The sequence below is a fragment of the Chromobacterium rhizoryzae genome, assembly GCF_020544465.1.
GTDB lineage: Bacteria > Pseudomonadota > Gammaproteobacteria > Burkholderiales > Chromobacteriaceae > Chromobacterium.
In genome coordinates this window covers 3,241,315-3,254,621 of record NZ_CP066126.1, presented here as the reverse complement: position 1 = coordinate 3,254,621, position 13,307 = coordinate 3,241,315, and the positions used below count along the sequence as shown (strand labels likewise).

Genomic DNA, 13,307 nt, shown 5'->3' with positions numbered 1-13,307 from the left:
TTGTTATATGAAAGCATTGCTGTGGGCGGCCGCCATCGTATCGGCAGTCGCTATGTCGGCCCAGGCGGCCGATCTCAAAATGGGCTATGTCAACACCGAGCGCATCTATCGCGAAGCGGCGCCGGCGATCGCCATCCAGAAACGTCTGGACAAGGAGTTTGGCGAGCGGCGCAACGAGCTGAAGAAGATGGAGGCGCGCGCCAAGGAGCTGGAGTCTCAGCTGGCCAAGAGCAGCTTGAATTCCGACGACCGCAAGCGCTACGAGCGTGAATACGCGGCGCTGGACCGGGATTACCGGGCCAAGGGCCGCGAGCTGTCCGAGGACTTCAACCAGCGCCGCAACGAGGAGTTCGCTTCGGTGCAGGAGCGGGCCAATCGCGCGCTCAAGCAGCTTGCCGAGCGCGAGCAGTACGACCTGATCCTGCAAGACGTGGTGTATGTGAACCCCAAGTACGACCTGACGCCCAAGGTTCTGAAAGAACTGGACCGCTGAAGGCAGGGCGGGGCGGCGCAAGGGCCGTTCCGAATGCGCGCGGCCATGGCCGCGCGCCAACTCACATTACGGGAGCAAGCCGACCCCAGGTCGGCTTTCGTTTTTGATGGCTTATACCCTCTCATTCATTACCGGGCAGCTGGGCGGCGAACTGGCCGGCCCGGACCTGACGGTGGGCCGCCTGGCGCCGCTGGAAGCGGCCGCGGCCGGCGACATCGCCTTTCTGGCCAATCCCAAGTATCGCAAGCAGCTGGACGACAGCGCCGCCAGCGCGGTGATCGTCGCGCCCAAGATGGCGGAAGAGCTGGCGCAGACCGAGGTCTGGAAGCAGCGCTCCTGGATCGTCGCCGCGGACCCTTATCTCTACTTCGCGCGGTTGGCCGCGCTATTCCACCCGCAGCCGCTGGCCCGCGCCGGCGTGCATCCCAGCGCGGTGCTGGGCGAGGGCGCGCGGGTGGCGGCCAGCGCGGAGGTGCGCGAGCACGTCAGCATCGGCCGCAACGCGGTCATCGGCGAGCGCTGCCGGCTGATGCCGGGCGTGGTGGTGGGCGACGACTGCGTGCTGGGCGACGATGTAGTGCTCTATCCCAACGTCACGCTTTATCACGGCTGCGTGCTGGGCCACCGCGTGGGCGTGCACTCCGGCAGCGTGATCGGCGCCGACGGCTTCGGTCTGGCCTGGGATAAGGATCACTGGTTCAAAATTCCGCAAACCGGCCGCGTCATCATTGAGGACGACGTGGAAATCGGCGCCAACACCACGGTGGACCGCGGCGCGATGGCGGACACCGTGATCCGCAAGGGCGCCAAGGTGGATAATCTGGTACAGATCGCCCATAACGTGCAGATCGGCGAGCATTCCGCCATCGCCGGCTGCGTCGGCATCGCCGGCAGCGCCAAGATCGGCGCTTATTGCACCGTGGGCGGCGCGGCGATGTTCGTCGGCCACATCGAGATTACGGACAAAACTCATATCGGCGGCGGCACCCTGGTGTCGAAGTCGATCAAGACGCCGGGCACTTACGCCTCGTCTTACCCCTTGCAACCTATGAAAGAGTGGCTGGCCAACGCCGTGCACGTCCGTCATCTGGACGATATGGCCAAGCGGCTCAAGCAGCTCGAGCGCGAGCTCAAAGAAATGAAGAATCAGGAGGAATCCCCCAATGTCTGAACACGCCGTCACCATCGATGTCCGCGAGATCATGCGCTATCTGCCGCATCGCTATCCTTTCCTGCTGGTGGACCGTGTCACCGAGTTCGAGGAAAACAAGCGCATCAAGGCGCTGAAGAACGTCACCATCAACGAGCCGTTCTTCGTCGGCCACTTCGAGCAATACCCGGTGATGCCGGGCGTGCTGATCATCGAGGCGATGGCCCAGGCCGCCGGCATCCTGGCCATCCGCAGCCAGGGCGAGCGCGCCGAGAACGAGCTGTATTTCTTCGTCGGCATCGACAACGCCCGCTTCAAGCGCCAAGTGGTGCCGGGCGACCAGCTGACCTTCGAAGTGGAACTGATCACCAGCAAGCGCGGCATCGGCAAGTATTCCGCCCGCGCGCTGGTGGACGGCCAACTGGCTTGCGAAGCCGAAATCATGTGCGCCAAGCGCGAGGTGTGATCATGGCCATCCATCCAACCGCCATCGTCGACCCCAAGGCTCAGATCGCCGACGACGTGGAAATCGGCCCTTACACCATCATCGGCCCCAACGTCAGCATCGGCAGCGGCAGCTGGGTGGGCCCTCACGTGGTGATCGAGGGCCACACCGCCATCGGCAAGAACAACCGCATCTTCCAGTTCTGTTCGCTGGGCGCCCAGCCGCAGGACAAGAAGTACGCCGGCGAGCCGACCCGTCTGGAAATCGGCGACAACAACACCATTCGCGAATTCTGCACCTTCAACACCGGCACCGCCCAGGACGCGGGCGTGACCCGCGTCGGCAACGACAACTGGGTGATGGCCTATGTGCACGTCGCGCATGACTGCCAGGTGGGCAATAACGTGATCCTGGCCAACAACGCCACGCTGGCCGGCCATGTGCAGCTGGGCGACTGGGTGATTCTGGGCGGCTTCACCAGCGTGCACCAGTTCGCCATCATCGGCGAGCATGCGATGACCGCCTTCGCCAGCGCCGTGGCCCAGGACGTGCCGCCGTTCGTGATGGCGCACGGCAACCGCGCGGTGCCCTCCGGCATCAACGCCGAAGGCATGAAGCGCCGCGGCTTCAGCGCCGAGCAGATCCGCCGCGTGCGGGGCGTCTACAAGACGCTGTACCGCCAGGGCCTGTCCTTCGAGGACGCCAAGGCCGCCATCCTGGCGGAAGCCGCCGCCGGCCACGATGAACTGGCTCCGTTCACCCGCTTCTTTGGCCAGTCCGCCAGAGGCATCATTCGCTGAGATCCATGCCCGACACTTTGTTTAAAAGCAAGCGGGCACTGAAGGTCGCCATGGTGGCTGGGGAAGCCTCTGGCGACCTTCTTGCCGCCCACCTGATGGACGCGCTGCTGGCGCGCTATCCCGACATCGAGTTCGCCGGCATCGGCGGCCCGCGGATGGAGGCCAGAGGTTTTGTCAGCCATGCGCCGCAAAGCCGGCTGGCGGTGATGGGCTATGCCGAAGTGCTCAAGCGCCTGCCGGAACTGCTGCGTATCCGCCGCACTCTGCGCGACCGCCTGATCGCGGAAAAGCCGGACGTTTTCATCGGCATCGACGCGCCGGACTTCAATCTGGACCTGGAGGCCGCGCTCAAGCGCGCCGGCATTCCCACCGTTCACTACGTCAGCCCCTCGGTCTGGGCCTGGCGGCCGGAGCGGGTGCAGAAGATAGGCCGCAGCGTCAGCCACATGCTGTGCCTGTTCCCGATGGAGCCGCCCTTATACCGTCAGGCCGGGGTGCCGGTCACCTATGTCGGCCACCCGCTGGCCAGCGAGATTCCGCTGCGCCCGGATCAGGGCGCGATGCGCGAGCAGCTGGGGCTGCCGCAGCGCGCGCCGGTGTTCACCCTGATGCCGGGCAGCCGCATCGGCGAACTGGAGCACATGGCGCCGCTGTACATCGAAACCGCCAAGCTGCTGCTGAAAAGCTATCCGGACGCCCAGTTCCTGGTGCCGCTGGCCACCCGCCCCACCATGGAGCTGTTCGACCGCATGTTGAGCCGCTGCAAGGGCTGGGATCTGCCCTTGCGCAAGCTGTTCGGCCACGCGCAGATGGCGATGATCGCCAGCGACGCGGTGCTGGTCACCAGCGGCACCGCCACGCTGGAAGTGGCGCTGACCAAGAAGCCGATGGTGATCAGCTACAAGCTGTCCCCGCTGACTTACCGCCTGGTCAAACGCAAGATCCGTCTGCCCTACGTCGGCCTGCCCAATATCCTGTGCGGCCGCTTCGTGGTGCCGGAACTGCTGCAGAAACAGGCCACGCCGGCCAAGCTGGCGGCGGAGATGCAAAGGCTGTACGAAGATCAGGACGCGCGCCGCGAGATGGTGCAGACCTTCACCGAGCTGCATCAGTCGCTGCGCCAGGACACCGCCGCGCTGGCCGCGGACGCGGTGTTGCAAGTGGCGGGGCGGCAATGAGCGGGCTGGATCTTGAGCGGATCGCCGGCGTCGACGAAGCCGGCCGCGGTCCGCTGGCCGGCGCGGTGTTCGCCGCCGCGGTGATTCTGGACCCGGCCAAGCCCATCGCCGGCCTGGCCGATTCCAAAGTGCTGAGCGAGGCCCGCCGCGATGAACTGGCGCCGCTGATCAAGCGCGACGCGCTGGCCTGGTGCATCGCCAGCGCCAGCGTCGAGGAAATCGACACGCTCAACATCCTGCACGCCACCATGCTGGCGATGACGCGGGCGGTGCAAGGCCTGCAGCCGCAGGCGACGCGCGCGCTGATCGACGGCAACCGCGTGCCCAAGGGCCTGCCGGTGCCGGGAGAAGCCATCGTCAAGGGCGACGCCAAGGTGGTGGCCATCTCCGCCGCCTCCATCCTGGCCAAGACCGCGCGCGACGCCGAACTGGTGGCGCTGGACGCCCTGCATCCGCAATACGGCTTCGCCCGCCACAAAGGCTACCCCACCGCCGAACACCTGGCCGCGCTGGAGCAGCACGGCGCCTTGCCGGCGCATCGCAAAAGCTTCGGCCCGGTCAAGGCCTGGCTGCTGCGTCAGCAGGGGCAGCTGTTTTGAGCGGCGCGGCCGCCAAATCCTGTTTCCCGCCGGTGGCGCGGCCGGACGCCCGCGTCTTGGTGCTGGGCTCCTTGCCCGGCGACGCCTCCTTGCAGGCCGGCCAGTACTACGCTCATCCCCGCAATCAATTCTGGCCGCTGCTGCAGGCGATCACCGGCCGGCCGCTGGTCGAGCTGGCCTACGCCGAACGTCTGAACGCGCTGCAACAGGCCGGCGTGGCCTTATGGGACGTGATCGCCAGCGCGCGGCGGCGCGGCAGCCTGGACGCCGACATCCGCGATCAGCAGGCCAACGATCTGCGGGAACTGGCGCAAAGCCTGCCGCGGTTGCGCGCGGTCGCCTTCAACGGCGCCACCGCTGCGCGCGCGGCCGGACAGCTGGACGGTCTGGGGCTGGACATCCTGGCCTTGCCTTCTTCCAGCCCGGCGCATACCCTGGCCTTTGACAGAAAACTTGAAGTTTGGCGGCAACTGGGACGATATTTGTAGTTGACGGCGGGACAATGCGTCGGCCGTCGCGATGAAACCACCTGGGGGAGCGAATATGGGCCATTACTGCATATGGTTTGTCACGCCGGACGACAGCGTGATGCGCCGGGCCGAAGTGGTGATCAACGGCGTGATCCATTGCCATCAGGTGCTGGAGGAGATCGAGGCGCAGCTGGCGGTGGACTGCGGCCTGACCCAGGTGATGATCGTGGACTGGAAACGTTTTGAAACGCCGGAGCAGGCCGGTAAGCTCGCTCACGCGGCCTAAGAGCCCGTTTACGATCTGCTGCGCTTCGGCGATACGGCGTTGAAAACAACTTCGAAATGCTCACGTACTGTATGTACGCTCCGCTTTCTCAGCTGTTTTCGCCTTGTCTCGCTCTAGCTCGCAGGATCGTAAACATGCTCTAGGCGGCTAGCTCTTTGGTAGGAGTCAAGCCCGCAGGCGGCCATGCTATCATGGCCGCCTGAATCTTTATGGGGGCGTCGGCGCTATGCATGTATTGGGTTTCGCCGGCTATTCCGGCAGCGGCAAGACCACCTTGCTGGAAAAACTGATTCCCCGTCTGACCGCCCGCGGCCTGCGCGTCGCCGTGGTCAAACACACCCACCACGACGTGGACTGGGACACGCCGGGCAAGGACAGCTGGCGGCATCGCCAGGCCGGCGCCGCGCAAGTGCTGCTGGCCTCGGCCCGCCGTCGCATGCTGGTGGAGGAGTTGGCGGACAGCAACGATCTGCCGCTGGCCGCCCACCTGGCCATGCTGGGCCCTTGCGATCTGGTATTGGCCGAAGGCTTCAAACACGAAGCCATTCCCAAGATAGAAGTGGTCAACAGCGCGCTGGCCGCGCCGGCCTTGCATCCTGTTGATCCGCAAGTTCTGGCCGTGGTCGGCGATCTGCCGCAAACGCTGGACCTTCCCTGGTTTCACCGCGACGACGTCGACGCCGTCGCCGCCTTCCTGATTTCACGATTGGATCTGCCCCATGCTGAGCTTTGAACAAGCCCGTGACTGGCTGCTGGAGCGCGCCCAGCCGCTGAGCGCCACCGAACAAGTCGAATTGCTGGCCGCCGCCGGCCGCGTGCTGGCCGAGCCTGTGCTGGCCACGCTGGACGTGCCGCCGCACGACAATAGCGCGATGGACGGCTACGCCTTGCGCGCCGACGAACAAGCGGCGGCGATGCCGGTGTCGCAGCGGGTGCCGGCCGGCAGCGTGCCGCAGGCGCTGGCCGCCGGCAGCGTGGCGCGCATCTTCACCGGCGCGCCCATTCCGCCCGGCGCGGACGCCGTCATCATGCAGGAACAGGCGGAAACCGCCGCCGACGGCACGGTGAGCTTCAGCCAACCGGCCAGCGCCGGCCAGAACATCCGCCGTCGCGGCGAGGACATCCGCGCCGGCCAGGAAATCCTGCCGGCCGGCAAAGTGCTGAACCCGGCCGACATCGGCCTGGCCGCGTCCATCGGCGTGGAAACGCTGACGGTGCGCCGCCCGCTGCGGGTGGCGGTGTTCTTCACCGGCGACGAACTGGTGGAGCCGGGCCGGCCGCTGGCCGCCGGCCAGATCTACAACTCCAACCGCTACTGGCTGGCGCCGGCGCTGATGCGCCTGGGCTGCGAGGTGATCGATCTGGGCATCGTCCGCGATTCCCTGGGCGCCACCCGAGAGGCGCTGCGCGACGCCGCCGACGCCGCCGACGTGATCATGACCTGCGGCGGGGTGTCGGTGGGCGAGGAAGACCACGTCAAGGCCGCGGTGGAGGCCGAGGGCTCGTTGGACCTGTGGAAGCTGGCGATCAAGCCGGGCAAGCCGCTGGCTTACGGCAAGGTGGGGCAGGCGGACTTCATCGGCCTGCCGGGCAATCCGGTGTCCGGCTTCGTCACCTTCCAGGTGCTGGCGCGCGCCTTCCTGGAACGGCGCGCCGGCCTGCCGGTCTCGGCGCTGGCGCCGGAAGGCCCGTATCCGGCGGCCTTCGACTGGACCCGGCCGGACGCGCGCCGCAGCGAGTTCATCCGCGTGCGGCGCGTGTGCGTCGACGGCCGCTGGCAGCTGGAACTGTACCCGCAGCAAGGCTCCGGCGTGCTGATGTCCTGCGCCTGGGCCGATGGCCTGGTGCGGCTGGAGCCGGGCCAGGCGGTGGCGCGCGGCGACATGCTGGTCTATCTGCCGCTGGTGCAGTAAGCCGTGCCCGTCGTCCGCTTCGTCGATGAAACCGGCGCGCTGCTCGGCGAGCAGCAGGCCATGCCCGGAGACAATCTGCTGGACCTGGCGCGGCTGGCGGACGTGCCCCTGCACTGGCGTTGCGGCCAGGGCACTTGCGGCACCTGCAAGGTGAGGCTGGCGACGCCGGAGGCGGAGCAGCGGCCCAGCCGTAAGGAACGCAATGTGCTGCTGCGCGCCGGCGCCATAGACGCGGCTCAGGCCGCCAGCGAATGCTGGACCGAGGCGCGGCCTTGGCGGCTGGCCTGCCACCTGCATCTGAGCGAGGAGGATTGGGAAGTGGAGTGTCCGGCGTTTTGAGCGCCAACAAAAAGGGCCCGTAGGGGCCCTTGTTTATTGCATTGGGCGCTCAAGCGCTCCTGCGGTACAGCGCGATCGACCCCGCCAAAGCCAGCAAGGTGCCGCCGCTGATGCGGTTCAGCCACTTCACGCCGTTTTCCCGCCACAGTTGCAGAGACTTCGCGCCCAGCAGCGCGTAGCCGCTCATCGCCAACACGTCTATCGCCACGATCACGGCGGCCAAGGCCAGGTACTGGGGCAACTGGGCTTCGGCCGGCGAGACGAACTGAGGCAATAGCGCGGACATGAAGAAATAATACTTGGGGTTGCCCATGGCCACGGAAAAGCTTTTGGCGACGGCGGCCCCGCGCGAAGGCTGGCGCGCGGCGTCTCGGATCAAGGCCGGCCCGTCTTTGGCGCGTAGCATCTGCAGGCCGACATAGGCGAGAAAAGTCACGCCCAGCCATTTGACGATCTGAAATAGCGTTTCGGACGCCGCCAGCAGCGCGCCGAAACCCAGACCCACCAACAGCACCAGCAGCAAGTCGGCCAAGACCGCGCCCAGCATGCCGTACAGCGCGTAGCGCAGACCGAAGCGGGAACCGTTGCTCAGCGCGAGCAACACCGTCGGCCCCGGGGTGAGAATGCCGACGGACATGATGAAGGCGAAGGCGAGCAGGGTGGCGAAAGTCATGAACAAGTCTCCGTCCGGTATCGATCTCTTAATCCGCGGTCTGCCGCTCGCCGCGCGCTTCGGCCTCGCCGGCCTTGGGTTCCGGACATTCCGGACGCAGCCAGTGGCGCAGCATGGTCAGGGCCACCGCCAGCAGGGTGGGGCCGATGAACAGGCCTATCACCCCCCAGGCGATCAGGCCGCCGATCACGCCCAGGAAGATCAGCGACAGCGGCATCTGCGCGCCCTGGCTGATCAGCAAGGGCTTCAGGATGTTGTCTATGGTGTTGATCAGCAAAAAGCCCCAGACCAGCAGAAAGATGCCCAGGCCGGTGTTGCCGATGTAAAACACCCAGGCGGCGGCCGGCAGCCAGACGATCAGCGTCGGCATCTGCGCCACCGCGACGATGAAGCAGAGGAAGCCCAGCACCAGCGCGCCGGGCACGCCGGCGATCAAGAGGCCGATCACGCACAGAATGGTCTGCGCCAGCGCGGTGCCCACCACCCCGGTGGTGACGCTGCGTATGGTGCGGGCGATCACGTCCGGCAGTTCGCCGGCCGGCGCGCCGCCCAGCTTGATCACGATCAGCTCCACCATGTCCCACAGCCGGTCGCCGTTGATCAACAGCAGGCCGGACACAATGATGGCCAGCACGATCTCCAGCAGGCTCAGGCTGAGATTGGCGCCGCCGGACAACAGCCACAGCGCACCCTGGTTCACCGCCGGGCGGATCTTTTCGAAGAAGCCGGGCAAGTCGGCCTGCACACTGCCCCACAGCTTTTGCAGGCTTTCGCCCACCACCGGGATATTGGCCAGCCAGGCCGGCGCGTTGGGCAGGGTCAGCTGGGTCAGATCATGGGTGAGGCCGGACAGATGGGGCAGGGTGTCCGCCAAGGTCAGCGCCATCAGGCCGATGGGGATGGCCAGCGCCAGCGCCAGCGCCAGCACGATGAGCAGGGCGGCCAGCTTGTGGCGCTCCCCCAGTTTTTGCCGCAGCCGGCAATGCAGCGGCCAGGCGGAAATGGCGATGATGGAGGCCCAGGTCAGGGCGCCGAGAAAGGGTTGGATCACGCGCAGGCAAGACATCACCAGCAGGGCGATGATGGCGATCTGGAACACGGCCAGAATGCTGACATTGGAGAACGCTTTATTGATGGCCATGGGGCTCTCGGAAAATGAAAACGGGCCGATCGGAAGACCGGCCCGCTGATTCTGCAATGCAATGGGCGTGAATGCAATTGGCGCTTGCGGCTATTGCGGATTCGCCGCCGCCAAGGTCTTGGCGAAGGCTTCCGCCGGGGTGAAGCCGATCACGCGGTCCGCCTCCTGGCCCAGCTTGTCGAACAGGATGATGCCCGGCGGGCCGAACAGGCCGAAGCGTTTGAGCAGCGCCTGGTGCTCGGCGTTGTTGGCGGTCACGTCGGCCTTGGCCAGCACATAGCCCTGCATCTGGCGGCTGACCGCGGCGTCCGGGAAGGTTTCCGCCTCCATCTCCTTGCAGGACACGCACCAGTCGGCGTAGAAGTCCAGCAGCAGCGGCTTGCCCTCCGTCTTGGCCCTGGCCAGCAGCGCGTCCAGCTGAGCGCTGTTCGCCACCGGCTGGAACACGGCGGCGGCCTTGGCTTCCGCCTGGCCCTGGCCCAGCCAGCGCAAGGGGTAGCGCGGGTTGTCGGCGCCGGCCAGCAGGCCGGCCAATTGGGCCGCGCCTATCAGCAGCAGCGCCACGCCGGCGGCCTTGCCCAGCCGCCGCGGCGCGCCGGCGTTGCCGGGCAGCGCTTCCAGCGCGCCCAGGGACACCGCGCTGCCTATCAGCAGCAAGGCCCACAGCAGCATCACCAGCGCGCCCGGCAGGAAGGGCGTGGCCAGCCAGATGGCCAGGCCCAGCATCACCACGCCGAAGCAGGCCTTGACGGTTTTCATCCAGCCGCCGGCGCGCGGCAGCACCTGGCCGCCGAAGGTGCCGATCAGGATCAGCGGCAGGCCCAGGCCCAGCGCCATCGCGTACAGCGCGGCCCCGCCCAGCGCGGCGTCGCCGGTGCTGCCGATATAGCCCAGCGCCAGCGCCAGCGGCGGCGCGACGCAGGGGCCGATGATCAGCGCGGACAGCGCGCCCATGATGAACACGGTGGCGAACTTGCCGCCGGACATGCGGTTGGAGGTGTCGGCCAGCCGCGACTGCAGCGCCGACGGCAGCTGGATGGTGAACAGATCGAACATGGACAGCGCGAACACCACCATCAGCGCGCTGGCGCTCAGCACCACCGCCGGCTGTTGCAGCCACACGGTCAGCAGCGCGCCGGTGAGGCCGGCGACCACGCCGACCAGGGTATAGGTCAGCGCCAGGCCTTGCACATAGGTGAAGGACAACAGGAAACCGCGGCGGCGGGTCAGCGTTGCGCCCTGGCCGGCAATCAATGAGGAAACGATGGGCAGTAGCGGATACATGCAGGCGGTGAAGGCCATGCCTATGCCCGCCAGCAGAAAGGTGCCCAATGTGGTCAGCCAACCCTGGGCTGCCAGCTCATTGTTGCCGGCCGAGGACTTTCCCTGCGGGGAGGCCTCCGACAGCCATTCGCCTAGCTTGCCGCCGGCGGCCGGCGTGCCGCCCACCTTGAGCTTGTGGGTGTAGGGCGGGTAGCACACGCCGGCGTCGGCGCAGCCTTGCAGTTTGACCTGCAGTTCGAATTCGGCCGGCGCGTTGGGCTGCAGGGGCACGGTCACCACGTTCTTGCCGATGAACACGGTCTGCTTGCCGAAGTACTGGTCGTTCTTTTCCTTGCCGGCGGGGAATTGCGGCGCGCCCACCAGATTGGCCGGCTGGCTGCTGATCTGGGTGCGGTCGCGGTACAGGTAGTAGCCGGGGGCCACGTCCAGCGTCAGCTGAAGCTGGTCGCCGGCGCGCTCAACCTTGGCAGCGAAGGCTTGTTCGGCCGGCAGCAAGTCGTCCTGGTTGACGGCGTGCGCGGGCAGGCTCAAGCCCAGGCAGGCCAGCGTGACCGCGAGCAAGCCCACGATCCGGGATGAGAGTAGCGATAAGTTGATTGGCACGGGATGACTCTATGGTTTATGGTCGTTAGCGTTTGAATGACCGGCGCGCGCAGGCATTGGTTCCATGGCGGCCGGGCGGGGTGCGGAAGGCGGCGGACTTGGTCGCGGCCGCGTCTTGCTATGCGAAAACAATATGCATTAAATTCAAATAACGGGCAAACGGTAAGATAGAATATTTATATAAAAACTAGGGCGCAACACCAGACATCATGCGAGAAACGATTCACTTTGCTCATGCCAACAGTTTCCCGGCCTCGGTTTACCGCAAATTCCTGGACGCGCTGGGCGAGCGCTGCCAGGTGGGCTTCCTCGACGCCATCGGCCACGATCCGGCCTATCCGGTCACCGACTGCTGGCCGCATCTGGTGGAGGAAACCATCGCCCACATCGAAAGCCACTATCAGGGCCCTATCGTCGGCGTCGGCCATTCTCTGGGCGGCTTCCTGATGTTCTACGCCGCCTTGCGCCGGCCGGAGCTGTTCAAGCGCATCGTGATCCTGGATTCGCCGCTGATGGGGCCGTTCCGCTCGCGCGGCATCTGGCTGGCCAAGAAGCTGGGCTTCATCGATCGCATCACCCCGGGCGGCAACACCCTGAAGCGGCGCGACAACTGGGCGTCGGTGGCCATGGTTCACGACTACTTCGCCCGCAAGTCCATGTTCGCCCGCTTCGATCCGGACTGCCTGGCTGACTACGCCGAGCACGGCACGGTGGACGACGGCCAGGGCGGACGCAAGCTTAAATTCCGTCCGCGGATCGAACATGACATCTATTGTTCGCTGCCGCATGATTTTCCGCGTTATCGCGGCCAATTGAAAGTGCCGGCGGCTTTTATCGCCGGCGTCGGCTCCGACGTGTTGAAACCGGCGGACCTGCGCTTCATGCGCAAGCACTTCAATATCCAGGTGCAGATGCAGCAGGGCAGCCATCTGTTTCCGCTGGAACGGCCGGTGGAAACGGCGCGGCGCATCCTGGATCTGCTGGAGGCCTGAGCCGGGATCCGGCGGCGCAAAAAACGGAAGCCCCAGGGCTTCCGTTTTGACTGCGGCTTGCGTTTGAGCGGCGAAGCGCCGCCGGTTTCAGGCGGGCTAGATGGGGCGGATTTCTTGCGGGTAGAGCAGGGCGATATGGGCTCTGCCTTCGGAGCGGTCGGTCAAGAAGAGCTGGGCCAACAACAGATGCTGTTCCGGCAGGGAGTTCAGGTCGGTCTTGATCTTGTCGAACAGCTCGGCCTTGTAGGTGGCTTGGTCGCGGCCACCGGCTTTGCTGGAATAGGTTTTCAGCGCCCAAGCATGGCCGACATGGGCCAGCTCGGGGTTGCTCAGTCCCAGTTTGTTATAAATGACGCCTTTGGCGTCCGAGCCGTCCTCGTCGGAGTAAGCGAGCAGGGAGAAGCTAGGGCCGCTGAGATTCAGGGCGGAATTCAGCTTGTCGGCCACGTTTTCGATATAGGGCTCGAAGTAGCAGGTGTATAGCCAGGCAGGCAGCGGGATGGGCGGCTTGATGACGGGCAGTTTGATGTGGGTGGTGGGATAGAACAGGGTGATGGTGGCCTTGCCGCCCTTGCTGTCCGACAGCAAGAGCTTGGCGCCGAAAGCCTCGGCTGGCGACAAGCTGTTCAGTTTGTTGCGAATCTTGTCGAATAATTCTGTATTGTAGGCGGCCTGATCGTCGCCTTTGGGCTTGGCCTCGATATAGAGTTTCTGCCAGCCGGCATTGTTCTTCTGGATATTGCCCTGGTTGGCCGGCGCATAAAACACCACGCCCTTGGCCGGATTTTCTTTCTCGTCGGCCACGGCGGCGATAATGTGATGATTGGCCCGCGACAGTTCATCGGTGCGCTGTCTGATCTTCTCCAGCAGCTCATCAATATCATTCTTAAACTCGGCAATATAATCCCAATAGTTCGACATTGAATGACTCCATTGCGGTT

The 13,307-nt window shown here is 65.6% G+C and carries 16 protein-coding genes; 12 read left to right on the top strand and 4 right to left on the bottom strand.

Features of this window, described 5'->3' with window-relative positions; all coding sequences use genetic code 11:
• Nucleotides 1–7: 7 nt before the first annotated feature.
• From JC616_RS14545 to JC616_RS14495, 11 genes are all read left to right on the top strand, one after another.
• Nucleotides 8–493, top strand: coding sequence for an OmpH family outer membrane protein (locus JC616_RS14545; RefSeq protein ID WP_227103867.1), 486 nt, complete (start codon nt 8–10; stop codon nt 491–493).
• Between the two features lie 106 nt (nt 494–599).
• A complete protein-coding gene (gene lpxD, locus JC616_RS14540) occupies nt 600–1,664 on the top strand; it encodes a UDP-3-O-(3-hydroxymyristoyl)glucosamine N-acyltransferase (protein WP_107799109.1) in 1,065 nt (354 codons plus the stop codon).
• Entirely contained in the window at nt 1,657–2,109 is a 453-nt protein-coding gene (fabZ, locus tag JC616_RS14535; protein ID WP_019100286.1) for a 3-hydroxyacyl-ACP dehydratase FabZ, read from the top strand. The genes lpxD and fabZ overlap by 8 nt, the downstream gene beginning before the upstream one ends.
• A gap of 2 nt (nt 2,110–2,111) precedes the next feature.
• Nucleotides 2,112–2,888: an acyl-ACP--UDP-N-acetylglucosamine O-acyltransferase gene (lpxA, locus tag JC616_RS14530; RefSeq protein WP_227103865.1), complete on the top strand. Its 777-nt coding sequence runs from the start codon at nt 2,112–2,114 to the stop codon at nt 2,886–2,888.
• A 5-nt stretch (nt 2,889–2,893) separates the two neighbouring features.
• On the top strand, nt 2,894–4,066 hold the full coding sequence (lpxB, locus tag JC616_RS14525; RefSeq protein ID WP_107799108.1) for a lipid-A-disaccharide synthase: 1,173 nt from the start codon (nt 2,894–2,896) through the stop codon (nt 4,064–4,066).
• Nucleotides 4,063–4,665 (top strand): ribonuclease HII, encoded by a 603-nt coding sequence (rnhB, locus tag JC616_RS14520; protein ID WP_227103863.1) that lies wholly within the window; start codon nt 4,063–4,065, stop codon nt 4,663–4,665. Before lpxB ends, rnhB begins: the two co-directional genes overlap by 4 nt.
• Nucleotides 4,662–5,153 carry a DNA-deoxyinosine glycosylase gene (locus JC616_RS14515; RefSeq protein WP_227103861.1) on the top strand — a complete coding sequence of 164 codons (492 nt, stop codon included), beginning with the start codon at nt 4,662–4,664 and terminating at the stop codon, nt 5,151–5,153. Before rnhB ends, JC616_RS14515 begins: the two co-directional genes overlap by 4 nt.
• Nucleotides 5,154–5,208: 55 nt before the next feature.
• Nucleotides 5,209–5,421, top strand: a complete 213-nt coding sequence (locus JC616_RS14510) for a hypothetical protein (protein ID WP_048411263.1) — start codon at nt 5,209–5,211, stop codon at nt 5,419–5,421.
• Nucleotides 5,422–5,647: 226 nt separating this feature from the next.
• Nucleotides 5,648–6,154, top strand: a complete 507-nt coding sequence (mobB, locus tag JC616_RS14505) for a molybdopterin-guanine dinucleotide biosynthesis protein B (RefSeq protein ID WP_227103859.1) — start codon at nt 5,648–5,650, stop codon at nt 6,152–6,154.
• Complete coding sequence (locus JC616_RS14500) at nt 6,141–7,334, top strand: molybdopterin molybdotransferase MoeA (protein WP_227103857.1); 1,194 nt, start codon at nt 6,141–6,143, stop codon at nt 7,332–7,334. Before mobB ends, JC616_RS14500 begins: the two co-directional genes overlap by 14 nt.
• Before the next feature lie 3 nt (nt 7,335–7,337).
• On the top strand, nt 7,338–7,673 hold the full coding sequence (locus tag JC616_RS14495; protein ID WP_227103855.1) for a 2Fe-2S iron-sulfur cluster-binding protein: 336 nt from the start codon (nt 7,338–7,340) through the stop codon (nt 7,671–7,673).
• 49 nt (nt 7,674–7,722) lie between these two features.
• Here JC616_RS14495 and JC616_RS14490 read toward each other — a convergent pair whose 3' ends face one another.
• The 3 genes from JC616_RS14490 to dsbD form a co-directional block, all read right to left on the bottom strand.
• Nucleotides 7,723–8,346 (bottom strand): LysE family translocator, encoded by a 624-nt coding sequence (locus JC616_RS14490; RefSeq protein WP_227103853.1) that lies wholly within the window; start codon nt 8,344–8,346, stop codon nt 7,723–7,725.
• A gap of 28 nt (nt 8,347–8,374) precedes the next feature.
• Nucleotides 8,375–9,487, bottom strand: coding sequence for an AI-2E family transporter (locus JC616_RS14485; protein ID WP_107799101.1), 1,113 nt, complete (start codon nt 9,485–9,487; stop codon nt 8,375–8,377).
• Nucleotides 9,488–9,577: 90 nt separating this feature from the next.
• The gene (gene dsbD, locus JC616_RS14480) at nt 9,578–11,332 is read right to left on the bottom strand and encodes a protein-disulfide reductase DsbD (protein ID WP_256477518.1); all 1,755 of its coding nucleotides are present in this window, start codon (nt 11,330–11,332) and stop codon (nt 9,578–9,580) included.
• Between the two features lie 251 nt (nt 11,333–11,583).
• On the opposite strand from dsbD, the gene JC616_RS14475 reads away from it, so the two are divergent.
• Nucleotides 11,584–12,366: an alpha/beta fold hydrolase gene (locus JC616_RS14475; RefSeq protein ID WP_107799099.1), complete on the top strand. Its 783-nt coding sequence runs from the start codon at nt 11,584–11,586 to the stop codon at nt 12,364–12,366.
• 96 nt (nt 12,367–12,462) lie between these two features.
• Here the strand turns inward: JC616_RS14475 and JC616_RS14470 are convergent, their stop codons facing one another.
• Nucleotides 12,463–13,287: a hypothetical protein gene (locus JC616_RS14470; RefSeq protein ID WP_227103851.1), complete on the bottom strand. Its 825-nt coding sequence runs from the start codon at nt 13,285–13,287 to the stop codon at nt 12,463–12,465.
• Between the last annotated feature and the right edge of the window lie 20 nt (nt 13,288–13,307).

What these genes read in the sequence shown, in the direction of transcription:
- JC616_RS14510 (WP_048411263.1), top strand. Translation starts at nt 5,209, where the DNA reads ATGGGCCATTACTGCATATGGTTTGTCACGCCGGACGACAGCGTGATG.
- lpxD (WP_107799109.1), top strand. Translation starts at nt 600, where the DNA reads ATGGCTTATACCCTCTCATTCATTACCGGGCAGCTGGGCGGCGAACTG.
- lpxB (WP_107799108.1), top strand. Translation starts at nt 2,894, where the DNA reads ATGCCCGACACTTTGTTTAAAAGCAAGCGGGCACTGAAGGTCGCCATG.
- JC616_RS14490 (WP_227103853.1), bottom strand. Translation starts at nt 8,346, where the DNA reads ATGACTTTCGCCACCCTGCTCGCCTTCGCCTTCATCATGTCCGTCGGC.
- JC616_RS14500 (WP_227103857.1), top strand. Translation starts at nt 6,141, where the DNA reads ATGCTGAGCTTTGAACAAGCCCGTGACTGGCTGCTGGAGCGCGCCCAG.
- JC616_RS14470 (WP_227103851.1), bottom strand. Translation starts at nt 13,287, where the DNA reads ATGTCGAACTATTGGGATTATATTGCCGAGTTTAAGAATGATATTGAT.
- fabZ (WP_019100286.1), top strand. Translation starts at nt 1,657, where the DNA reads ATGTCTGAACACGCCGTCACCATCGATGTCCGCGAGATCATGCGCTAT.
- mobB (WP_227103859.1), top strand. Translation starts at nt 5,648, where the DNA reads ATGCATGTATTGGGTTTCGCCGGCTATTCCGGCAGCGGCAAGACCACC.
- rnhB (WP_227103863.1), top strand. Translation starts at nt 4,063, where the DNA reads ATGAGCGGGCTGGATCTTGAGCGGATCGCCGGCGTCGACGAAGCCGGC.
- JC616_RS14545 (WP_227103867.1), top strand. Translation starts at nt 8, where the DNA reads ATGAAAGCATTGCTGTGGGCGGCCGCCATCGTATCGGCAGTCGCTATG.
- JC616_RS14475 (WP_107799099.1), top strand. Translation starts at nt 11,584, where the DNA reads ATGCGAGAAACGATTCACTTTGCTCATGCCAACAGTTTCCCGGCCTCG.
- JC616_RS14485 (WP_107799101.1), bottom strand. Translation starts at nt 9,487, where the DNA reads ATGGCCATCAATAAAGCGTTCTCCAATGTCAGCATTCTGGCCGTGTTC.
- lpxA (WP_227103865.1), top strand. Translation starts at nt 2,112, where the DNA reads ATGGCCATCCATCCAACCGCCATCGTCGACCCCAAGGCTCAGATCGCC.